Origin of the sequence: Salipiger sp. IMCC34102 (genome assembly GCF_004145405.1) — a bacterium.
Lineage (GTDB): Bacteria > Pseudomonadota > Alphaproteobacteria > Rhodobacterales > Rhodobacteraceae > Loktanella.
The window spans coordinates 1-22159 of record NZ_SELQ01000006.1 but is presented as its reverse complement, the minus strand read 5'-3'; the positions used below and the strand labels follow the sequence as shown (position 1 = coordinate 22159).

Genomic DNA, 22159 nt, shown 5'->3' with positions numbered 1-22159 from the left:
GCCTGTCCGGGGCGTCTTGCATTCCCGAACGAAGGACTTCGCCATGACCCCATTCTACGACGATCTGGAAACCCGTTCCACCGCGGCCCGTGCGCAGGCGCAGCTTGCCGGCCTGAAGGCGCAGGTCGCGCAGGTGAAGGCCTCTGACGCCAGCTGGCTGGGCGAGGCGGTGGTGGACAGTCTCGACGATCTGGTCGAACTGCCTGTCCTGCGCAAATCCGACCTGGTCGAAATGCAGACGTCGCGCCCGCCCTTCGGCGGCATCCCTGTGGATAACGTGAGCCACGTCTTCCAGTCCCCCGGCCCGATCCATGAACCGGGCGGCAACACACGCGACTGGTGGCGCTTCGGGCGCTTCCTGCATGCCTGCGGGATCGGGCGCGAGGACATCGTGCAGAACTGTTTTGCCTACCACCTGACCCCCGCCGGTACCATGTTCGAAAACGGGGCCGCCGCCGTGGGCGCGCGCGTGCTGCCCGCGGGCACCGGGCAGACGGATCAGCAAATCGCCGCCTCCGCGGCGCTGGGGGCGACCGCCTACGCCGGCACGCCCGATTACCTCAAGGTCATCCTCGACCGCGCGAGGGAGAGCGGCACGACGCTAGGTTTCACGAAAGCCGCCGTTTCCGGCGGGGCGCTCTTCCCGGCGCTGCGGCAGGTCTATGCCGACGCCGGGATCACCTGCCGGCAATGCTACGCCACCGCCGATCTGGGCCTCATCGCCTACGAAGCCGCCGAGGAGGACGGCATGATCCTCGACGAGCATGTCATCGTCGAGATCGTCACCCCCGGCACCGGCACCCCCGTCCCCGACGGGGAGGTAGGCGAGGTGGTCGTCACCACGCTCAACCCAGACTACCCGCTGATCCGTTTCGCAACCGGCGATCTGTCCGCGATCCTTTCCGGGCAAAGCGCGACAGGCCGCACCAACCGACGCATCAAGGGTTGGATGGGGCGGGCCGACCAGACGACCAAGATCAAGGGCATGTTCGTCCGCCCCGAACAGGTGGCGGCCCTGGTCGCAGTCACCGGGGCGGAGCGTGCGCGGATCGTTGCCGACCGAGACGGCGATACCGATACGATGGCCGTACAACTCGAAGGCACGGGGCTTGACGCGGAGGCGGCAGCCACGTCTGTCACCGATATTCTGAAGCTTCGGGGCCGCGTCACGCTACATGCCCCCGGCACCCTTCCCCGCGACGGCCTCGTGATCGAGGATCGGCGCAATTACGAGACCTGACAGGATACCTTCCATGCGACAGCTTCTTTTCGCGCTTCCCTTCCTTCTAGGACCGAGTCTGACCTTGGCGCAGGACCAGGCCGATGGCGTGGCACTCGTCGTCGGCAATTCCGATTACGCCGGATTCAAGAACGTCACCAATGCGGAACTGTTTTCGAACTCGGCGACCAAATTGGGATCGATGGGCTTTACCCTTTTCGGGGGACAGGATCTTCAGGTCGACGCACTGCTTGAGGAGGCGGACGCCTTCACGGCAGATCTGATGGACGCGGATCGCAGCTTGGTGGTGCTTGCCGGGCAGTTCGTGACGGACGGCCGAAACAGCTGGTTCGTCGGGACCGATACGGTTGATCCGTCCTTGATGACCGTGGCCCGCTCGGGACTTCAGATCGAAAGTCTTTTGACCGCGCTATCGCTCGCAAACACGCCCACGATCCTGGCCCTGGGGGTCTACCCGAGGGAAAGCGAATACGCGCCCGGATTGCGCAACGGGATCGCCGATCTGGAAATTCCGGAAGGCGTAACGCTCGTCACCGGCTCGGTCTGGCGGGTAAATGAGATGCTGGTCGAAATGGACGAAACGCCCGGATACGACCCGCTCGTCGCGGCGGAAAAAGTCGGACGTCTGCTGATTCAGCGCAGCGGCGATGATGCGCCGGTTGCGATCGACACCCCCGCCGTGGAAACCCCGGCGACGGTCGCGGCGTCCCCGTCCGCCCCGGTCGAGCTGCCCGACAACCTGTCGAGCCTCGATGAGCAGAGCACTTGGACCGCCGTCTCTGCCGTCGACACCGAGACGGCCTACGCGCGCTACCTCGACCGGTTCCCCGGCGGGAAACATGCGTCGCAGGCCGTCGCGCGCCTGGCGGAACTGCGCCGGGCGCCGTCCGATCCCAATGCGGTGGCGGAACGGGCACTTGGACTGGACCTGCAGGCCCGGCAGGCGGTTCAGCGTGATCTGACCGTCCTGGGCTTCGACACGCGCGGCATCGACGGGATCTTCGGAACCGGCACCCGCGGGGCGATCCGGGGCTGGCAGGATCGCACCGGCGTGACCGAGACCGGCTATCTCACAGCCGAGCAGATTCCCGCCTTGCGCGCCGAGGCCCGCGCGCGCAGCGCCGAGCTGGAGGCGCAAGCCGCCCAGCGTCGCGCCGAACAGGAACGCCAGGACCGCGCCCTCTGGCAGCAGACGCAGGCGAACGCCTCGCAGGCCGCCTATTCCGATTACCTCGAACAATTCCCCGACGGTCTTTTCGCCGAGACGGCCCGGGCGGAGATCGAGGACATTCGTCAATCCCAGCAAGCGCAAGCCAGCGCAGAAGATCGTGCGGCCTGGAACGAGGCCCGGGAACGCAACCGGATCAACGCCTACCGCGCATACATCGAGCGGCCCGGCGAGGGCGAGTTCGAACAGGAAGCGCGCACGCGAATCGAGGAGCTGGAAGCCCGCGACCGTCCCAACCCGGCAGCCCAGCGGGAGGCACAGCTGGGCATGGACCCGATCACGTTGCAGTTGGTCGAATCCCGGCTGGCGGCCGAAGGATTGGACCCCGGTGCCGTTGACGGCCAGCTCGACGACCAAAGCCGTCGCGCCATTCGCCGCTACCAGCGCGATCGCGGTTTGAACGTGACGGGATTCCTCGACCAGGCGACGGTCAGCCGGATGCTCGTCGACGCGATCCGGTAGGCCTTGCGGCGGGCCGACAAGGCCCGCCGTCTACACGATGCGTCGTCGCGTCGGGATCGCGGGGCGAGCCGACACCTCGCGATCCGTCATCGAAATGCCGACCGTGGCCCGGCTATTGCGCCGGGATGTAGCGTTCCAGCAGCAAGCGGACGAAGCCCGTGCCGCCCGCGACCTGCTTGACGCCGATCAGGTAGGTGCCCGCGTCGATCCGACTTGCGATCTGGGCATCCGTGCCGGGGGGCGTGTCGTCGTTTTGGGCCACCTGACGGCCACGCTCATCGAAGATCACGAGCCAGGGATCGCCGTCCGGCCCGATCGAAAGCGCCTCGGCCAGGATCACGCCCCGCTCGGGGATGTTCACGGAAAACCAGCTTGCCCGGTCGGTGATCGGCCGGTCCAGCCGCTGCAGGCCATCCAGCGTGCCGAGATCGGTGATCTCGACGCTGCCGTCCAGCGGCGGCGCCGCCTCTCCGCGCGCATAAAGGTCAGCCACCGCAGCACTCGGATCATAGGCCGCCACCTCGACCGTGATCGGAAGGCTCGTATCGCTGAGCGCGCCCAAGGCGACACAATAGCGTCCTGCATCTTGCGACGCGGTGACATCTACCCGCGAATTGAGTCCATCGTAATCGTCGTTCTCTCCCAGAAGCGCTCCGGCGGAGGATTCGATCCGCAATGTCGGGTCGGCGGATTCGTTGCGCGCGGTGACGGTGAAACCGCCCGGTTCGGCCAGGTCGAACGCTAGCCAGGCCGACTCGGCGGGGACGGCATCCTGCGATAACGGCTCGCCTGTGAAAGTGCCCATGTCCAGCGCCGTGTCGCAGCTGCTTTCCGCGACCGGCTCCGGCTCCGTGGTGGTGTCCATCCCGGCGGTCAACGGTTCCTGGTCGGTCCGCGCAATCCGTACGAAGGCCGTCATGGGCGAATCGTCGAAACTGCGGACGACCGCGCAATACGCGCCAGCCGCGAGGTCCAGCTCCGCCCGGGCCGCGCCGTTGCCTCCCGAATCGTCATCCGAGGCGACCTCGGTCCCTTCGGCATCGTAGAGCGTCATCACCGGGTCGCCGTTGCCGCGCCCCTGCGCCTCGATCCGGGTCGGGGTGTCCTCGCTCAACGTGAAGAGGCTCGCGTATTCATTGCCGCCCAGGACCAGCGCCATCTGTTCGGCGTATCCCTCAAGGGTCGCGATGTCGGATCCGGCCTCCGACCCGCCGATCCATTGACCGTCCGAGCCTGTGCCGCTGCAAGGTGACGTCTGGGCGGCCAGTGGCGATGCCGTCATGGCAAGGGCGGCGAGGGCGGACAGGCGGATCATCGGAAGCTCCATTGGGATACACGGTCAGCCTAAGCCCTAGCACCATGCGTCACCAAAGAAAAAGGCCGCGTCCCAGAAGGGCGCGGCCTGTTCCGTGTCGATGTCGAAAGGCTCAGCCTTGGCGAGCCTTGAACCGAGCTTGCGTCTTGTTGATCACGTAGACGCGGCCCTTGCGGCGCACGATGCGGCAATCGCGGTGGCGCTGCTTGAGCGAGCGGAGGGAGTTGCGGACTTTCATCAGAAAGCCTCCTCTGGTCGTCGCGGCGCGGCGATGCGCCCCTGGGTTACGGTCTGGGCGCCCGTTGGCGGCCCGGTGAATTCTGGTGGACGATACTGGGATCGAACCAGTGACCCCTTCGATGTCAACGAAGTGCTCTACCGCTGAGCTAATCATCCATTCCGTGACAAAGCCCGGAAGGCCTTGCGTCGGTCAGGCGGTCTATAGAAGAGCCCGCAGGGGGGATCAAGACACTTTTGCAGCTTTTGAATTTCACCCTATGTTGCGCGGTGAAGAGGAGCGTCCATGTCCACGACCGCATACCAGTTGACCCGGCCATCCGCGACCCGCGGCGCCGTGGTCTTCGCGTCGCCGCATTCCGGGCGAGAATACGACGCGCGGTTCATGCAGATGACACGCCTCGACCCCCTGGACCTGCGGTCTTCGGAAGACGCTTTCGTGGACGAGCTGTTTTCGACCGCGCCGCAGCTGGGGGCGCCGCTGCTATGCGCCCGGATGCCGCGTGCCTACCTCGATCTGAATCGCGCCGCCGATGAACTGGACCCGGCCCTGATCGCGGGCGTGCGGCGCAGCGGGCAGAACCCGCGCGTGACCTCGGGCCTGGGAGTGGTGCCGCGCGTGGTGGCCGGAGGGCGCGCGATCTACGACGGGCGCATTCCTTTGGCAGAGGCGCACCGCCGCATCCGCGAGGTCTGGCATCCCTACCACGACCGGTTGCAGACGCTGATCGACGAGGCCCGACGCGATTTCGGGCGCAGCATCCTGTTCGATTGCCATTCCATGCCGCATGCGGCGCTCGATCACCACGCGGGCCGGGGTCCGCGACCGCAGGTGGTGATCGGCGATCGGTTCGGCGCCGCGGCCGCGGGCGGAATCGTCGCGGCCGTCGAACAGGCCTTCGCCCGGGCGGGGCTGACTACCGCCCGAAACGCACCTTTCGCCGGGGCCTATATCACCCAAGCCTACGGACGCCCGTCCCGTGGTCAGCACGTCGTCCAGATCGAGATCGACCGCGCGCTCTACATGGACGAACGCACCTTGGAAAAGCACGATGGGTTCGAGCCGCTTTGCACCGCCTTGCGGTCCGTCGTCGAGGATCTCGTGCAGATCGGCGCCCCATTGGAGGGGCGCCTGGCCGCCGAGTAGCCTGTCGGCGCGCCGTATCGTCAGTTCGTGCGCGACTGCTTGTCTGCGTCGGGTGAACCGGCGGGACCTTCGTCCATCGTATCCGTCGTGTTCGACAGGCTTTCCTTGACGTCCTCGCGCGGTTTCTTGTCGTCCTGCGCGATGGTCGGGCGGCGGTCTTCGCCGTCGTGGTCGTTGTCCTTGGTCATGGGGAACCTCCTGACGTTTGCGTATGCCCCCCAACGTCTCGCCTTGGTTCGCGTTCCTTACCGCAAGGCACGACCCTTGATGATCGCATCGGTGCCGAAGCGGGCCCGGATGCGGTCGGCGGCCAGTTCCGCCCGGCTGCGCGCCTCGGCCCGCGGGTCCAGAAGATCACCCTCGCGGTCGGCCTGGCTTGCATCCGACAGATCCGAGATACCCACGCCCAGAAGCCGGTAGGGCTGATGCGGGCTTGCGGCATCGAAGAGGCCGCGGGCCGTGCGATAGATCGTGTCGGCCATCTGCGTCGGATGCCGGAGCGATTGCCGGCGGGTGATCAGCTTGTGATCGGCGCGCTTGAGCTTCAGCGTCACCACGCGTCCCGCCGTACCCTTGGCCTTGGCGCGCGAACTTACCTTGTCCGCCATGCGCCAGATGTGCCCGTCGAGGATGTCCGGATCGGCGGTGTCTTCGTGGAAGGTCGTCTCGTTGCTCAGGCCCTTCACCGGCGCGTTGGCGCTGATCCGGCGCCCGTCCTCGCCGCGCGCCAGCCGCCAGAGGCGGTCGCCCATGCCGCCGAACCGATCGCCCAGGTCACGCCGGTCCCAGCGCAGCAGATCGTCGAAGGTCCGGATGCCCGCATCCGCCAGTTGCTGCTGGCCGACCGCGCCGATCCCCCAGATGATCCGCACCGATTTCGGGCGCAGGAATTCCGTCGTCTCGGACGCGCCGATGACCGAGAAGCCGCGCGGCTTGTCGAGGTCGCTGGCGACCTTTGCCAGGAACTTGTTGTGGCTGAGCCCGATGGAGCCGGTCAGCCCCAGCTCGGTCTTCATCCGGGTGATGAGCCGCGCCAGCATGACCGCGGGTGGGGCGCCGTGAAGCCGCGTGGTGCCCGTCATGTCAAGGAACGCCTCGTCCAGGCTAAGCGGTTCGACGACCGGGGTCAGGTCGTCCATCATCGCCCGGATCGCGCGGGAGGCTTCGACGTAAGCCTCGAACCGCGGCTTCACGATCACCGCGTCGGGGCAGAGCTTCAGCGCCTGGAACATCGGCATCGCGGATTTCACGCCCCGGATGCGCGCCACGTAGCAGGCGGTCGACACCACGCCGCGCCGCCCGCCGCCGATGATGACGGGCTTGTCGGCAAGGTCGGGATTGTCGCGCTTCTCGACGCTGGCGTAGAAGGCGTCGCAATCCATGTGCGCGATGGACAGATCGAAGAGTTCCGGGTGGCTCAGGGTACGCGGCGACCGGCACGCGGGGCAGCGCCGCGCGGCATCGAAGGTGGTCTGGCAGTCGCGGCACAGGCTGGGCATGGGTGGAAGATAAGGGGCAGGGGGCATGACGACAACGCAGTTCGACGGTGCGAAAGTCGCGCTCTTCCTGGGCGAACGGTTGCTGATCCTTCTGCGCGACGACGACCCGAGGATCCCCTGGCCCAACCACTGGGATTTTCCCGGCGGTGGTCGCGAGGGGGCCGAGACGCCCTACCAGACGGTCGTCCGTGAAACGTGGGAGGAGGTCGGCCTGACCCTGACCGCCGATCAGGTGATCTGGCAAGTACAAGACGGCGACCTCGACCGCAGGGTCTGGTTCTTCGTCGCCCGACTGCCCGCCAGCGCCGAAGCCGGGATCGTCCTTGGCTGCGAGGGGCAGGCCTGGCGGCTTGCTTCGGTCGACGAGGTGCTTTCGATGACCGACGTGGCGGGTAACCTGCAGTCCCGTCTCGCCCGGTGGCGGGCCGGGGAGGCCGCTTGCGATGTCCCGACTGCGATGCCGTAGCGCCGACGCGGCCCGGGACCGGGGCCTTATGCGTCACCGTCCCCTGCTTCTTCTGGCCGAAATCGAACTCGGAGGACGGCGCGGCCGCGAGGGCGGACAGCCCGCGTCCGAACTCTCCTGCTGACACCCGGGCCGATCCTTGGCAGAACGCGGCCAAAGGGGGCCATCCATGAGCTATCTTTTGGGCATCGACACCGGCGGCACCTACACCGACGCCGCCGTTCTGGACGCGGAGGCCACGCGGGTGCTGGGCCATGCCAAGGCCCTCACCACGCGACCTGACCTCGCTCGGGGCGTGGCCGAGGCGATCGACGCGGCACTCGAAGCTGCAGGGGCATCCGCGCAGGCGGTCGAGATGGTGAGCCTGTCGACGACCCTGGCGACCAATGCGCTGGTCGAAGGGCAGGGCGGACGCGTCGCCCTGGTGGCGATCGGTTTCGCGCCGCAGGATCTCGCGCGGGCGGGGTTGGAGGATGCCCTGCGCGGCGATCCCGTCATCGCACTTACCGGCGGGCACGACCATGCCGGCGGCGAGGCGGCGGCGCTGGATCTGCGTCCGCTCGAGGTGGCACTCGCCGATCCGCAAGGTATCACGGGGTTCGCCGTCGCAGGCGCCTTTGCCACGCGAAACCCCGCCCACGAACGCGCCGCCGCCGACCTGATCCGCGCGCGCTCCGGTCTGCCCGTGACCTGCTCGCACGAGTTGTCCGCGGCGCTGGGTGGACCGAAGCGCGCGCTGACGGCCGTTCTGAACGCGCGTCTCATCGGCATGATCGCGGGATTGATCGATGCGGTCGAGGCGCACCTCTTGGCCCGCGGTGCCCCGGCCCGGCTCATGGTCGTGCGCGGCGATGGTGCGCTCATCCCCGCAGAGATGGCCCGCGCCCGCCCGATCGAGACTATTCTATCCGGTCCCGCCGCCTCGGTCGCCGGTGCCGCCTGGCTGACGGAAGAGCGCGACGCCTTGATCTCGGACATCGGCGGGACCACGACGGATGTCTGCCTGCTGCGCGACGGTGCACCCCGAATCGACCCCAAGGGGGCGGAGGTCGGTGGGTTCCGCACGATGGTCGAGGCCGTCGCCATGCGCACCTGGGGTCTTGGCGGTGACAGCGCCGTCCACGTGACGGACGGCCTGGACGGCGATCTGCACCTCGGCCCGCGTCGCGTGCTGCCGATTGCCCTGTTGGCCCATGAGCATCCCGCGTTGGTGCATCGGGTGCTGGACGCCGCGCTCGCGTCGGACGGGCCAGCGACCGACGGCGGCGGTTTCGTCGTGCCCTTGTGGTCCGCGCCACCCGAAGGCCTTGATCCGCGAAGCGCTGCCCTGGTTCAACGCCTTTCGAACGGTCCCCTTCGGATGGGAGAGGTCGTGGAGACCCGCATGGACCATCCCGCGCTGCAGCGGCTCGTGACCCGCGGATTGGTCCAGATCGCGGGGGTGACGCCATCGGATGCCGCGCATGTGACCGGTCTTGCGGTCCAGTGGGACGCCGAGGCAAGCCACAAGGCACTGACGTTGATGGCCCGCCGAAAGCGCGGCGACGGCCAGCAGATCGCGCCCGATGCCGAGACGCTGGCGCACCGCATCGTGGGTCAGGTGACCCGGCAAACCACCGATTGCCTGCTGCAAGCCGCCTTCGCCGACGATCCCGGCTGGCAGGGTTCGCCCGAAACACTCGCGCGTCACGAATTGACGCGTGCGGGTCTTGATCGACAGTCAGGCCTGATCGAAACGACCTTGCGGCTCGGCGTCCCTGTGATCGGTTTGGGGGCCTCTGCGGCCAGTTATTACCCGGCCGTGGGCGAGCGCCTGGGCACCCGCATGATCGTGCCGGACCATGCCGCGATCGCCAACGCCATCGGGGCCGTGGTGGGGCAGGTCGCGCATCACGCCACCGGCACACTCTCCGCGCCCAGGCCGGGGCACATTTTGGCGCACGGGCCCGAAGGCCCCACGACGCACGACACTGAAGCCGCGGCGATCGAGGCGCTGACCGCATCCCTGACGGCGCAGGCCACGGCACTGGCGCGGCGGTCGGGCGTCATGGACCCGCGCATCGTCGTCACCACCGATGCGCAGCGGGCCGAGGTCGAAGGCCAGAGCACATTCGTCGGGGCGACCCTGCGCGTGACCGCCACGGGTCGGCCGCGCATTGCCCGCGACGGTGCATGACGTCATGCCGGCCCGCCCCTCTGCATGCCGCGGGGTCGTGCACGCCAAGCCCATTCAACACGTTCCCGTCAAAGGGATTGTAGCCGGGGCGGCCCTGCGGCAGGTTGGCGCGGAATTGAGGATCTGCCGTTCATGCTCGACGCCGCTGCCCGCCGCCTGATCGACCCGCCGCTCAATCGGGCGGGCGTCAGACTGGCGCGGGCGGGCTGGACCGCGGACGGGATCACGCTGGTGGGGTTGGCACTGGGGCTCGCCTCGGCTGCGATGATCGCGGTCGGCTTGCCCCTGCTGGCGCTGCTGCCGCTATTGGCCAGCCGGATCGCCGACGGGCTGGATGGCGCCGTGGCGCGGGCCACCGTCGGGTCCGACTTCGGCGGCTACCTCGATATCACCTCCGACTTCCTGTTCTACGGGGCGGTGCCCTTCGCCTTCGTCGTGTTCGATCCCGCGCAGAACGCGATTCCCGGGGCCTTCCTTCTGACGATGTTCTACTTCAACGGGGCCAGTTTCCTGGGCTACGCGATCCTGGCCGAGAAACACGGGATCACGACACGCGCCCAGGGGATCAAGTCGCTCTACTACTCCAACGGCCTGCTCGAGGGGACCGAGACCATCGTCTTCTTCGTGGCCCTGTGTCTCTTCCCCGCGGCCTTCGCGCCGCTGGCCTGGATCTTCGGCCTTGCCTGCGGGGTCACCGCCATCCTGCGCCTTTACGGCGCGCGCCAACTCTTCACTTCGAAAGGATTTCGTTCATGAGACACCTCGCCCTTCTGGCCGCCCTGGCCGCAACGCCTGCCCTTGCGCAGACCGACCCGTCCGATTGGGATGCGGTCACCGCGGCCGCCGAGGGTCAGACGGTCTACTGGAACGCCTGGGGCGGATCCGTGGCGACCAACGACTTCATCGCCTGGGTGGCGGAGCGTGTGGCCGAGGAGAACGGCGTTACCCTCGAACACGTCAAGCTGACCGACACCGCCGATGCCGTCACCCGCGTCCTGTCCGAGCGTCAGGCCGGCACCGATACCGACGGGGCCATCGACCTGATCTGGATCAACGGCGCCAACTTCGCCTCGATGAAGGACGAAGGCCTGCTCTATGGTCCCTTCGCCGAACAACTGCCGAACTGGCAATACGTCGATGTCGAGGGCAAGACCGTACAGACAGATTTCACCGTGCCGACCGACGGCTACGAATCGCCCTGGGCCATGGCGCAGGTGGTCTTCGACTACGATAGCGCGGATATCGAGCCAAAGGGCTCCATGCAGGAGATCCTGGAATGGAGCCAGGCCAATCCGGGCCGCTTCACCTATCCCCAGCCACCCGATTTCCTCGGCACCACCTTCCTCAAGCAGGTGCTGGTCGACATCCTGGACGATCCAGCGGTTCTGGCCGAGCCCGCGACCGACGAGACGTATGACGAGGTGACGGCCCCCCTTTGGGACTACCTCGACGCGCTGACGCCCACGCTCTGGCGCGAGGGGCGGGCCTATCCGCCGACCGGCACCGCGATGTTCCCGCTGATCGCGGATGGGGAGCTGGACCTGTCGATCTCCTTCTCGCCCGGTGCGGCCTCGACCGCCATCGCGAACAACGAATTGCCCGATACGGTGCGGACCTTCGTGCTGGACAAGGGCACGATCGGAAACGCGAGCTTCGTGGCGATCCCCTACAACTCCGGCAGCACCGAGGGGGCGATGGTCGTTGCCAACTTCTTGATGTCGCCGGAGGCGCAGGCCTACGCTCAGGACCCCGAAAACCTGGGCTACGGCACGGTGCTGGCGATGGATAAGCTTTCGGAAGAGCAGCGCGCGGCCTTCGATGCGCTGGAACTGGGCGCCGCGACCCTCAGCCCCGACGACTTGGGCGAGGTTCAGGACGAACCGCACCCCAGCTGGATGACCCGCATTGCCGACGACTGGGTCGCGCGCTACGGCGTGGCCGAGTAAGTCGGACGGTCGCCGGAGGTGACAATTTCAACGCCTGTCATCCCCGTGCACGGCTATTGCGAAGGCCTCGCCCGGCCCCCGGCCGGGCAGCGCCCTCCCTCCCTCCGGAGGGCGCTTTTCAACCTCAGACTGACGCGGCACCGTAATTCGCTTTACAAGGTTTCTCGCCGCTCGACCGTTACACCTGCCCGGCAGGAAGGGCGCTGCCCGGCCTCGCACCTCGAATGAGCCGCCGCTTCCTTCCCCTCCTTCCGGCACTGACGCTGATCGCGATGCTCGGCCCCATGCTGGCCGGTCTTTACGGCACGATCTTGCCAGCCTTCGGCCACTTGCCCGCCGCGGGCCGCGAGGGGCCGAGCCTCGAGGCCTTCCGGGCGCTGGCGGATTGGCCGGGTTTGCCGCGCGCGTCCACTCTGTCGCTGTCCACCGGGATCGTCACGACCCTGCTGGCGCTGGCCATCACCATGACACTGGTCGCGGGGTGGTCCGGAACGCGCGCCTTTCGCGTGCTGGAGCGCGCGCTCTCGCCGCTTTTGTCGGTTCCGCACGCGGCGGCGGCCTTCGGACTGGCCTTCCTGATCGCCCCGTCAGGCTGGGTCGCGCGGGCCACATCGCCTTGGCTTACGGGGTGGGAGCGTCCGCCGGATCTGCTCATCGTGCAGGATAGTTGGGGCCTGACGATGACGGCGGGCCTCGTGATCAAGGAGATTCCGTTCCTCCTCCTGATGACCCTCGCGGCGCTTGCGCAGACCGACGCGGCACGGGCGCGGGCGATCTCGGCGGCGCTCGGCTACGGGCGCGTGACGGGCTGGTTCAAGACGGTCTTCCCCCGCGTCTACGCGCAGATCCGCCTGCCGGTCTACGTGGTGCTGGCCTACGGCATGAGCGTCGTCGACGTGGCCGTGATCCTGGGCCCCAACACCCCGTCCACCCTGTCGGTGCAGATCGTGCGCTGGATGTCGGAGCCCGATTTCGATGCGCGCCTCCTAGCCAACGCCGCCGCCTTGCTGCAACTGGCATTGGTCGTGGGCGCGCTGGTTACGTGGCGGCTGGGAGAGATCGCAATTGCTTGGCTGGGCCTGCGGTGGGTGGCGCGCGGGGGGCGTTCAAGCGGCGATGCGACGCTCGCGGGCGGGGCCTTGGTGCTGTCGGTTACCTCTGCCCTCGCGATCGGGGGCGGGCTCGCCGTGCTTGCCGTCTGGTCCGTCGCCGGGTTCTGGGGCTTTCCCGATCCGCTGCCGGCCAGCTTCACGCTGGGGAACTGGGCGCGCCACGCGAGCGGGTTGAACGAGGCATTGGGCCAGACCGCCGTGATCGCCTGCGTAGTTACGCTTGCCGCGGTGATCCTGGCGATCGGCTGTCTCGAAGCGGAACACCGCCACGGCTTGCGCCTGACACGGCGGGGCATGTGGCTGCTCTACCTGCCGCTGATCGTGCCGCAGACGGCGTTCCTGCCCGGACTTCAGACGCTGCTGCTGAACGCCAACCTCGACCGTGGGATCTGGCCGGTGATGCTGGCACACCTCGTTTTCGTGATGCCTTACGTTTTCTTGTCGCTGGCCGATCCGTTCCGGGCCTGGGATCCACGCACGGCGAACGTGGCGGCGGCGCTGGGGGCCTCGCCTGACCGGGTGCTGTGGCAGGTGCGGCTGCCGATGCTGTTGCGGCCTGTACTGACGGCCGCTGCCGTCGGCCTGTCGGTCAGCGTCGGGCAATATCTGCCGACCTTGCTGATCGGCGGTGGCCGCGTTTCGACCCTGACGACCGAGGCCGTGGCGCTGGCATCGGGCGGGGACCGGCGCGCCATCGCGACCTACGGGCTGATGCAGACCGCGGCGGCCCTGCTTCCCTTCGCGCTGGCCCTTGGGCTGCCGGCTCTGATGTTCCGTAACCGCAAAGGACTGCAACATGGGTGAGGGGCTGACCCTGAAGGACGTGGCGATCGCCAAGGACGGCGTCCCGCTGGTGGCGCTCGACCGGCATATCGGGCCGGGCGAAGTTCTGACGGTGATGGGCCCCTCCGGTGTGGGCAAATCGACACTTCTGGCGTTCGTGACAGGCACCTTGCCTTCGGCCTTCACGGCGACGGGACAGGTTCTGCTGGACGGCACGGACGTGACCCATGCTCCGCCGCATCGCCGTGGAATCGGCATCCTGTTCCAGGACGATCTGCTGTTCCCGCATCTTTCGGTGGGACAGAACCTGGCGTTCGGTCTTGCACCGGGGGGAAGCCGTGCCGCCCGTCGGGCGCAGATCGAGGCGGCGCTTGAGGAGGTCGAACTGGCCGGCTACGCCGATCGCGATCCTGCAACGCTCTCGGGGGGACAGAAGGCGCGGGTGGCGCTCATGCGGATGCTGCTGTCCGAACCGCGCGCGCTCTTGCTGGACGAGGCGTTCTCGCGCCTCGATGCCGCACTGCGCGCCCAGGTTCGTGATCTGGTGTTCGCGCGGGCTCAAGCGCGCGCCTTGCCGATCCTGATGGTGACCCACGATGTCGAAGACGCCCGTGCTGCTGACGGCGCCGTGGTCATGCTCGGTCGGACGTAGCGAATGAACATCACGCGGTTTCTTTCAGAAAGCCACGCAAAGTCGATCCTGTAGGTCGCGCGCATCACCGAACAAAAAATGGCCCGCCGACGAAGCGGCGGGCCAGGATGGAAGGACGGCTGGAAATGGCGCAATCGCTTAAGGGACAGAGGCAGAGATTGCGGCCGGGCCTTCGGAACTGAAATTCAGATGTGCGACATCAGGTTGGAGCCGCTGTCGGACATGCGCAGGGCATGACGGGCCAGACCGCTGCGGACCGTGTCCATGTCCATCGTCATCGGGCCGGCCACCTGACAGGGATAGCGGAAGGTCTGACCGCTGCGGCGGATGTCGACGCGGGCTTCGAAAGCACCGACGGTGGGATTGTAGCGAACGGAACCAAGGTCGATCTGGGTCATTTTACGTCTCCTGCTCAAGGCGGGTCGCGATCATTGAGAATCGCTTTTCCTCGCCGCGTTTGACCAAGAAACCACATGCAACCGTAAAAGGTTCCGAAAGCGCGAAATATTTTTTTTACATTTCCGATTTTTTCCTGACCGGTAACAGGTCCGTGAGAATCGCGTGGACCGAAGCGCGCGGGTCCGCGGACTGCCAGACTGGACGTCCCACGACGATATGGTCGGCCCCGTCGGAGATCGCCCGCGCAGGGGTTGCAACCCGTTTCTGATCGAACGCCTCCGTACCCGTCGGGCGCACACCGGGGGTCACGATCAAACGCCCCGCGGCGGCGGGCAAAGCACGAATCGCGGAAGCCTCCTGCGGTGAGGCGATGATGCCGTCGGCGCCGGCCTCGAAGGCGCGTTCGGCCCGTTCGACCACCAGATCCGGCACCGTGCCGTCCTTGATCAACGCGGCGTCGAGATCGTCGCGGTCGAGCGAGGTCAGCACGGTTACCGCGAGGATCCTCGTGTTCGAGCCCGCAGCGCCCTCCTTGGCGGCGCGTACCACGTGCGGATCCCCGTGGACGGTCAGCAGGTCGATGTCGAACTTGGTAAAGCCGCGCACCGCCGCCTCTACCGTGGCGGAAATGTCGAAGAGCTTCATGTCGAGAAAGATGCGTTTTCCCTGTTCCAGCTTGAGCTCGTTGGCAAGCGCGAGCCCGCCTCCCGTCAGCATGCCCAGCCCGATCTTGTAGAACGACACGGCATCGCCGATCTGGCGGCTGAGTTCGAGCCCCGCAACCACGTTGGGGACATCGAGGGCCACGATCAGGCGGTCGTCTGCAGGCTGGGACATGGGCGCTCCTTTTGGGTTCCAATCTCTTTATGGGCGTATTCGGGTCGGGGCAACGATGCCATGCCGGATGCGACAAAAGGCATATAAGATTGACCTCCGCGGCCTCTGGTTTAGGTAGGTTCCGACAGCCCCGCTCGGGCACAAGCTGACGAAGGAAGACCCACATGGCGCGTTCAAATGGCGGACTGGCAAGCAATCCGTTCTTCATGATTCTCGGACTTGGGGCTGGGACCGCGGCTCTCATCGCCATCGCGATCGCCGCTACCGCGCCCACGACCGGCGATGCGGTCGGCCCAGGCCCCGAGACCGAGGTCGTCGCGGAGTCCGAGGACCGGGAAGACGCCGTGCAGGAAGCCGCCGCCGAGAGCGAGGTGGATTCCGAGGCCGAGGCGGCTGAAATGGCCGAGGGCGAGGCCGATGCCGTTGCCGCCGGAACCGATGAGGAGGCGCCCGACGAGGATGCCCCGGCAGCAACTGAAGAAGCCGCCGATGCCGAGACGGAGTCCGGTGAGGAAGATGCTGCCGCAGAAGGTACCGACGATACCGCGGGAGGGGACGAGGAGCCGCTCGACGCCTCCGAGGCCGAGGAGGAAGCCACCGACGGTGACACCGTCGGATCCGAAGCGCCGGATCCCGAAGCCGCCGTGGTCGAGGAAAGCGGCGATGCCGTCACGCCGGAGGACACGGATGTCACCGTGACGCCCGCGCCGTCCGAAGACACGGAAGCCCCCGCCGCCTCCGACACGCTGATTCCGGAAGTGAGCGAGGATGAAGGCGACGAGGCCGCAGAGCCGACCGAGACCCCCAGCGGGTTGGAGACCGACCTGGTCGAGGACCCCAATGACGGAACGCCCGACGGGCCCGATCCCGACGGCGGGGCCGAGCCTTTCTACCCGACGCCTTCCGGTCCGGAAGGGAACGACGGGGATGCGCTGACGGTCGACTGACCCGTTTCCCGGCCTTGACGCCCCTCATCGGACTGGCAATCGCGCCGTCCCCCGAACAGCTCCGCAGCCCGCCGAAAATCACCTCGGCGGGCTGCGGCCATATTGCAACACCTCTTCATCGTCCCCATCTCTTCGATCGAGGCTCGACAGGGGCGTGCCGCGCAGCGGGCGCCGGGAGCGGGTGCTTTAATGGAGAGACCAGATGAACATCGAGAAATTCACCGAACGCGCGCGCGGTTTCATTCAGGCCGCCCAGACCATCGCGATGCGCGAAAACCATCAAAGGGTTTTACCCGAACACCTGTTGAAGGCGCTGATGGACGATGAGGAAGGGCTGGCCGCGAACCTGATCGCGAAAGCCGCCGGCGATGCCACTGCCGTGCGCACCGCCGTCGATGCCGCCGTCGGTCGGATCGCAAAGGTCACCGGCGATGCAGGCCAGATCTACATCGATACCGCCACCGCCCGCGTTCTGGACGAAGCCGAGAAGCTTGCCGGCAAGGCGGGTGACAGCTTCGTTCCTGTCGAGCGCATCCTGACCGCGCTTGCGGCCGTGAAGTCGAAGGCGAAGGACGCGCTGGATGCAGGCAAGGTGACGGCCCAGGGCCTCAATGCGGCGATCAACGACATCCGCAAGGGCCGCACTGCCGATTCGGCGAGTGCCGAGGACGGCTACGACGCGCTGAAGAAATATGCTCGCGACCTCACCCAGGCGGCGCGGGAAGGCAAGATCGACCCGATCATCGGCCGCGACGAGGAAATTCGTCGTGCGATGCAGGTGCTGAGCCGCCGGACCAAGAACAACCCCGTCCTGATCGGCGAACCCGGCGTCGGCAAGACCGCCATTGCAGAGGGCCTTGCCCTGCGCATCGTGGACGGTGACGTGCCGGAGAGTTTGCGCAACAAGCGGCTGATGGCGCTCGACATGGGGGCCCTGATCGCGGGAGCGAAGTATCGCGGCGAGTTCGAGGAGCGGCTGAAGGCGATCCTGACCGAGATCGAGGCCGCCGCGGGTGAGGTGATCCTGTTCATCGACGAGATGCACACGCTCGTGGGCGCGGGGAAATCCGAAGGCGCGATGGACGCCGCCAACCTCATCAAGCCTGCTCTGGCGCGCGGGGAATTGCACTGCGTCGGTGCCACGACGCTCGACGAATACCGCAAGCATGTCGAGAAGGACGCGGCCCTCGCGCGGCGGTTCCAACCGATAATGGCCGAGGAGCCGACGGTCGTTGACACGATCAGCATCCTGCGCGGCATCAAGGAAAAGTACGAGCTGCACCACGGTGTCCGCATCGCGGACGCGGCCCTCGTGGCGGCGGCGACGCTGTCGCACCGCTACATCACCGACCGGTTCCTGCCCGACAAGGCCATCGACCTGATGGACGAGGCGGCCTCGCGGCTTCGGATGGAAGTCGACAGCAAGCCCGAGGCGCTGGACGCGCTCGACCGCGACATCATGCAAAAGCAGATCGAGCAGGAGGCGCTGCGCAAGGAGGACGATGCGGCCTCCAAGGACCGTCTGGCGAAGCTGGAGAAGGACCTGGCCGAACTGCAGGAGCGCGCGTCCGAGATGACCGCCGCCTGGCAGGCCGAGCGCGATGCTCTGGAAGGCGCGCGTGGGGTCAAGGAGCGGCTGGACCGCGCCCGGGCGGAGCTGGAGATCGCCAAGCGCGAGGGCAACCTCGCCAAGGCCGGAGAGCTGTCCTACGGCGTGATCCCCGAGCTGGAGCGGACGCTGGCCGAGACCGACGGCGACGAGCGCGTGGTCGAGGATGCCGTGCGGCCCGAACAGATCGCCGAAGTGGTCGAACGCTGGACGGGGATCCCGACCTCCAAGATGCTGGAAGGTGAGCGCGATAAGCTTTTGCGCATGGAAGAGGAGCTGGGCCGCCGCGTGATCGGCCAGCGGGCCGCGGTGCGGGCCGTTTCCAATGCGGTGCGCCGGGCGCGGGCCGGGCTGAACGACGAGGCGCGGCCCTTGGGCAGCTTCCTCTTCCTCGGGCCGACCGGCGTGGGCAAGACGGAGCTCACGAAGGCGCTGGCCGATTACCTCTTCGACGACGACGCGGCGATGGTGCGCATCGACATGTCGGAGTTCATGGAAAAGCACGCGGTGAGCCGTCTCATTGGCGCGCCTCCGGGCTACGTGGGCTACGACGAGGGCGGTGTGCTGACCGAAGCCGTGCGGCGGCGGCCCTATCAGGTCGTGCTCTTCGACGAGGTCGAGAAGGCGCACCCCGATGTCTTCAACGTGCTGTTGCAGGTGCTCGACGACGGGGTGCTGACGGACGGGCAGGGGCGGACTGTGGACTTCAAGCAGACGCTTATCATCCTGACCTCGAACCTGGGCGCGCAGGCGTTGAGCCAGCTGCCTGAGAACGGCGATGCCTCTCAGGCCAAGCGCGACGTGATGGACGCCGTGCGCGCGCACTTCCGGCCCGAGTTCCTCAACCGTCTGGACGAGACGATCATCTTCGACCGTCTGGCGCGCGAGGACATGGCCGGCATCGTCAAGATTCAGTTGGGCCGTCTCGAGGCGCGGTTGGCCGGGCGGAACATCACGCTCGATCTGGACGATGCGGCGCTGCAATGGCTTGCGGACGAAGGCTACGATCCGGTCTTTGGCGCGCGGCCGCTCAAGCGGGCGATCCAGCGCAGCCTGCAGGACCAGTTGGCCGAGATGATCCTCGCGGGCGACGTGCAGGATGGCGCGACCGTGACGATCGGCGCCGGCGCCGATGGCCTGATCGTGGGCGACCGGATCAGCGCCAGCAACCGGCCAAAGCCCGAGGACGCCGTCGTTCACTAAGGTCCGTGGTGCGGCAAACCCCCGCCGGAGCGATCCGGCGGGGGTTTTTCGTGCCGGAACCGTCCGGCCGCCCTATGTCTTGTGCAATCGTATTCGACAGGAGCCCGTCCATGATCACTCTCGCCTTCCGCTCGACCCTGTTTGCCGCCGCGCTTTCCCTCGCGGCCTGTGAAGAAGGCGGACCCTCGCTGGTACCCGATGCGCAGGTGGAAGCGATGGGTCTGCAAGAGTGGCAGCAGATCCGGGCCAATGTTCCCGCTTCGCGCAACGCGGCGGACCAGCAGCGGCTGACCCGCGTCACGCGCAGGCTTCTCGCCGCCGCCGGTGAAAGCACGGGCGACTGGGAGTGGCAGGTGTTCGAGAATCCCCAGCCCAACGCCTTCGCGCTGCCCGGCAAACGGATCGGCGTTTTCTCGGGCATGATGCGGATCGCCGAGACCGACGCACAGCTTGCCACGGTCGTCGCCCACGAGATCGGTCACCTGCAAGCCAACCACGGATCCGAGCGTGTCTCTGCCCAGGCGGCGAGCCAGATCGGCCTGCAAGTGCTGGATGCAGCCCTCGGGGCAGGGGAGATCGCGGGGCGCGACCAGATCGGGGCAGCGCTGGGCATGGGCGTCGAGTACGGCGTTCTGTTGCCCTATTCGCGCCGCAACGAGTTGGAGGCCGATCGCCTGGGGATCGAGCTGATGGCCGATGCGGGCTACGACCCGCGTGCCGCGCTGGAGTTCTGGCAGGCGATGAAGCGTGCCTCCGGCAATCGGGGGCCGGAGTTCCTGGCCACGCACCCCGCGCCCGACAACCGCATCGCCCAGATCGAGGAGATCATCGCGGCGCAGTGACTGTAACCCGTCCTGTCGGTGTCGTGAGAAACCTTACAGTCGATTTCGGCGTATATTGGACAAGCACAAAAGGAGTTTTCCATGGCTTACCGCTGGACCAACGATCTGACCGCCGCCGACGTGACCCCGAAATCCGCCTTCCTGAACCGGCGGCAACTGATCGCCGGGACAGCCGGGCTGGGGGCCTTGTTCGCGGCGGGCGGCGCAAGCGCTCAGGAAGAGCTGGAGCCCAACAGCTTCGAAGAGATCACGACCTACAACAACTTCTACGAATTCGGCACCGGCAAGACCGACCCCGCCGACAACGCGGGCGAGATGGTGATCGATCCCTGGACCGTCACGGTCGACGGTCTGGTCGACAATCCCGGTGACTATGCGCTGGCGGATCTGCTGGACGGGCTGACCACCGAAGAGCGGATCTACCGTTTCCGCTGCGTGGAAGCCTGGTCGATGGTAATTCCCTGGAACGGGGTGGAACTGGCCGACATCCTCGACAAGGTCGGCGTTCAGGACACCGCTCGCTTCGTCCGGTTCGAGACCGCCGTCCAGCCCGAGAACATGCCCGGCGTCCGGCGGGGTGTGATCGATTTTCCCTATGTCGAAGGTCTGCGCCTGGACGAGGCGCGTCATCCGCTCACACTCATGGCCACGGGGCTTTACGGCGAACCGATGCCCAAGCAGAACGGCGCGCCGATGCGGTTGGTCGTGCCGTGGAAGTACGGGTTCAAGTCGATCAAGTCGATCGTGCGGATCACCCTGACCGAAGAGCAGCCGGTAAACACCTGGCAGGAGATCAACGCGCGCGAATACGGCTTCTATGCCAATGTGAACCCGAACGTGGATCACCCGCGCTGGTCGCAATCGACCGAGCGTCGGATCGGCGGCGGCCTGTTCAGTTCCCGGCAGGACACCCTTCTTTTCAACGGCTACGAGGAAGAGGTCGGTGAGCTTTACGCCGACATGGATCTGAGCGTCGAATACTGATGACCCTCTCCCAGCGCATCAACGGATGGCTCAGGCCGGTCCCGGCCTGGCCGCTCTATATCCTGACGGCGATCTATACCGTCTGGATGTTCTACCTCGCCGCCACGGGGCAGATGGGTGTGGAGCCGATCAACACGCTCGAGCGCGAATACGGCGAAATGGCGTTGAAGTTGCTGATCGCCGGGTTGATCGTGACGCCGCTCCGGACCTGGACCGGGGTGAACCTCGTGAAGTTCCGGCGCGCCATCGGCCTCTGTGCCTTCTTCCTGGTGCTGGCCCACTTCCTGGTCTTCGCGATTCTCGACGTGCAGTCCCTTGGCCGGGTCGTGACGGAGGTCATCGAACGACCTTACGTGACCGTAGGATTCGTAGCCTTCGTTCTGCTGATTCCGTTGGCGGTCACCTCGAACAACCGCAGCATCCGCAAGCTGGGACCGGTAAGGTGGCGCAACCTGCACAAGCTGACCTATCCGGTCGCGGTGCTTTCGGGGCTTCACTACGTCTGGCTGGTCAAAGGATGGCCAATCGAGCCCTTCGCCTACATGGCCGTGATCTTGGCCCTGCTGGTCCTGCGACTGAAATGGACACGGATTCGAGGCTGGTTCGGGGCAGAGAAGGGCGATGCGCGGGCGTGAAGCACACGAGTCGTCCGCTCACGCAGTCGAGAGGTTTGAATCTTGCGATCTGACGCGGGGTCCGCGATCTAAAATGTTACCAACCCATTAGAAACGCGGAAAAATCAGGGGTCCGGCAGAAAAATCCGAAAAAGGCGAATTTTGTGGTTGCGGCCCCCCGCACCTCTCCGTAAAAGCCCCCTCACCGGCGGCGCTGAGGCGCACAACGGGACGCCAGACGGGCCAGACGGCAACGAGGCGGAGATGAGAAATTCGGAAGTTACGAGGCGGGCGCGCCGAACGAGTTAGGGCGCACCAGAAACCTTTTGACTGCCACGTTGTTTGAAATTGCTAATATCTGAAGAGATATGTGGGCGGTTTGTGTTTGTCGAAGTTCGATGGATCAGACGTCTGTGTATCGCGCTCTTAGGGTGATGTCCCCGTGATGTTTCCCGATTATG

20 protein-coding genes and 1 tRNA gene are annotated in these 22159 nt (G+C 66.6%); 14 read left to right on the top strand and 7 right to left on the bottom strand.

Annotated elements, in window-relative coordinates:
- The first annotated feature begins 43 nt into the window (after positions 1-43).
- A complete protein-coding gene (locus EU805_RS12760) occupies positions 44-1240 on the top strand; it encodes a phenylacetate--CoA ligase family protein (RefSeq protein WP_129764376.1) in 1197 nt (398 codons plus the stop codon).
- A gap of 13 nt (positions 1241-1253) precedes the next feature.
- Complete coding sequence (locus tag EU805_RS12755; RefSeq protein ID WP_129764375.1) at positions 1254-2930, top strand: peptidoglycan-binding domain-containing protein; 1677 nt, start codon at positions 1254-1256, stop codon at positions 2928-2930.
- 112 nt (positions 2931-3042) lie between these two features.
- Here EU805_RS12755 and EU805_RS12750 read toward each other — a convergent pair whose 3' ends face one another.
- The 3 genes from EU805_RS12750 to EU805_RS12740 all read right to left on the bottom strand — a co-directional run bounded on the left by EU805_RS12750 (position 3043) and on the right by EU805_RS12740 (position 4641).
- Positions 3043-4245 (bottom strand): DVUA0089 family protein, encoded by a 1203-nt coding sequence (locus EU805_RS12750; protein WP_242494153.1) that lies wholly within the window; start codon positions 4243-4245, stop codon positions 3043-3045.
- A 112-nt stretch (positions 4246-4357) separates the two neighbouring features.
- Positions 4358-4483, bottom strand: a complete 126-nt coding sequence (ykgO, locus tag EU805_RS12745) for a type B 50S ribosomal protein L36 (protein ID WP_129764373.1) — start codon at positions 4481-4483, stop codon at positions 4358-4360.
- A gap of 83 nt (positions 4484-4566) precedes the next feature.
- Positions 4567-4641: transfer RNA gene (locus tag EU805_RS12740), tRNA-Val, on the bottom strand.
- A gap of 127 nt (positions 4642-4768) precedes the next feature.
- Here EU805_RS12740 and EU805_RS12735 point away from each other — a divergent pair.
- Positions 4769-5629, top strand: coding sequence for an N-formylglutamate amidohydrolase (locus EU805_RS12735; protein ID WP_129764372.1), 861 nt, complete (start codon positions 4769-4771; stop codon positions 5627-5629).
- Positions 5630-5649: 20 nt separating this feature from the next.
- On the opposite strand, the gene EU805_RS17470 is transcribed toward EU805_RS12735, so the two are convergent.
- The gene (locus tag EU805_RS17470; protein ID WP_165351946.1) at positions 5650-5817 is read right to left on the bottom strand and encodes a hypothetical protein; all 168 of its coding nucleotides are present in this window, start codon (positions 5815-5817) and stop codon (positions 5650-5652) included.
- A 57-nt stretch (positions 5818-5874) separates the two neighbouring features.
- Positions 5875-7128, bottom strand: a complete 1254-nt coding sequence (locus EU805_RS12730) for a DNA polymerase IV (protein WP_129764564.1) — start codon at positions 7126-7128, stop codon at positions 5875-5877.
- 25 nt (positions 7129-7153) lie between these two features.
- Between EU805_RS12730 and EU805_RS12725 the strand changes: the two genes are divergently transcribed.
- The 6 genes from EU805_RS12725 (at position 7154) to EU805_RS12700 (ending at position 14263) form a co-directional block, all read left to right on the top strand.
- Positions 7154-7594: an NUDIX domain-containing protein gene (locus tag EU805_RS12725; RefSeq protein ID WP_129764371.1), complete on the top strand. Its 441-nt coding sequence runs from the start codon at positions 7154-7156 to the stop codon at positions 7592-7594.
- A gap of 169 nt (positions 7595-7763) precedes the next feature.
- Entirely contained in the window at positions 7764-9770 is a 2007-nt protein-coding gene (locus EU805_RS12720) for a hydantoinase/oxoprolinase N-terminal domain-containing protein (protein ID WP_129764370.1), read from the top strand.
- 132 nt (positions 9771-9902) lie between these two features.
- Positions 9903-10526: a CDP-alcohol phosphatidyltransferase family protein gene (locus EU805_RS12715; RefSeq protein ID WP_129764369.1), complete on the top strand. Its 624-nt coding sequence runs from the start codon at positions 9903-9905 to the stop codon at positions 10524-10526.
- Positions 10523-11716, top strand: coding sequence for an ABC transporter substrate-binding protein (locus tag EU805_RS12710; RefSeq protein WP_129764368.1), 1194 nt, complete (start codon positions 10523-10525; stop codon positions 11714-11716). The genes EU805_RS12715 and EU805_RS12710 overlap by 4 nt, the downstream gene beginning before the upstream one ends.
- A gap of 224 nt (positions 11717-11940) precedes the next feature.
- On the top strand, positions 11941-13632 hold the full coding sequence (locus tag EU805_RS12705) for an ABC transporter permease (protein WP_129764367.1): 1692 nt from the start codon (positions 11941-11943) through the stop codon (positions 13630-13632).
- Positions 13625-14263 (top strand): ATP-binding cassette domain-containing protein, encoded by a 639-nt coding sequence (locus EU805_RS12700; RefSeq protein ID WP_129764366.1) that lies wholly within the window; start codon positions 13625-13627, stop codon positions 14261-14263. Before EU805_RS12705 ends, EU805_RS12700 begins: the two co-directional genes overlap by 8 nt.
- Before the next feature lie 185 nt (positions 14264-14448).
- Here EU805_RS12700 and EU805_RS12695 read toward each other — a convergent pair whose 3' ends face one another.
- Positions 14449-14661, bottom strand: coding sequence for an orotidine 5'-phosphate decarboxylase (locus tag EU805_RS12695; RefSeq protein ID WP_129764365.1), 213 nt, complete (start codon positions 14659-14661; stop codon positions 14449-14451).
- A 115-nt stretch (positions 14662-14776) separates the two neighbouring features.
- Complete coding sequence (gene pyrF / locus EU805_RS12690) at positions 14777-15499, bottom strand: orotidine-5'-phosphate decarboxylase (protein WP_129764364.1); 723 nt, start codon at positions 15497-15499, stop codon at positions 14777-14779.
- Positions 15500-15663: 164 nt separating this feature from the next.
- Here pyrF and EU805_RS12685 point away from each other — a divergent pair, with 164 nt between their 5' ends.
- The 5 genes from EU805_RS12685 (at position 15664) to msrQ (ending at position 21719) form a co-directional block, all read left to right on the top strand.
- Positions 15664-16446 carry a hypothetical protein gene (locus EU805_RS12685; protein ID WP_129764363.1) on the top strand — a complete coding sequence of 261 codons (783 nt, stop codon included), beginning with the start codon at positions 15664-15666 and terminating at the stop codon, positions 16444-16446.
- A 202-nt stretch (positions 16447-16648) separates the two neighbouring features.
- A complete protein-coding gene (clpB, locus tag EU805_RS12680) occupies positions 16649-19258 on the top strand; it encodes an ATP-dependent chaperone ClpB (RefSeq protein ID WP_129764362.1) in 2610 nt (869 codons plus the stop codon).
- A gap of 110 nt (positions 19259-19368) precedes the next feature.
- On the top strand, positions 19369-20100 hold the full coding sequence (locus tag EU805_RS12675; protein WP_165351945.1) for a M48 family metallopeptidase: 732 nt from the start codon (positions 19369-19371) through the stop codon (positions 20098-20100).
- An 81-nt stretch (positions 20101-20181) separates the two neighbouring features.
- Positions 20182-21084, top strand: coding sequence for a protein-methionine-sulfoxide reductase catalytic subunit MsrP (gene msrP, locus EU805_RS12670; RefSeq protein ID WP_129764360.1), 903 nt, complete (start codon positions 20182-20184; stop codon positions 21082-21084).
- Entirely contained in the window at positions 21084-21719 is a 636-nt protein-coding gene (msrQ, locus tag EU805_RS12665) for a protein-methionine-sulfoxide reductase heme-binding subunit MsrQ (protein WP_129764359.1), read from the top strand. The genes msrP and msrQ overlap by 1 nt, the downstream gene beginning before the upstream one ends.
- Positions 21720-22159 lie beyond the last annotated feature (440 nt).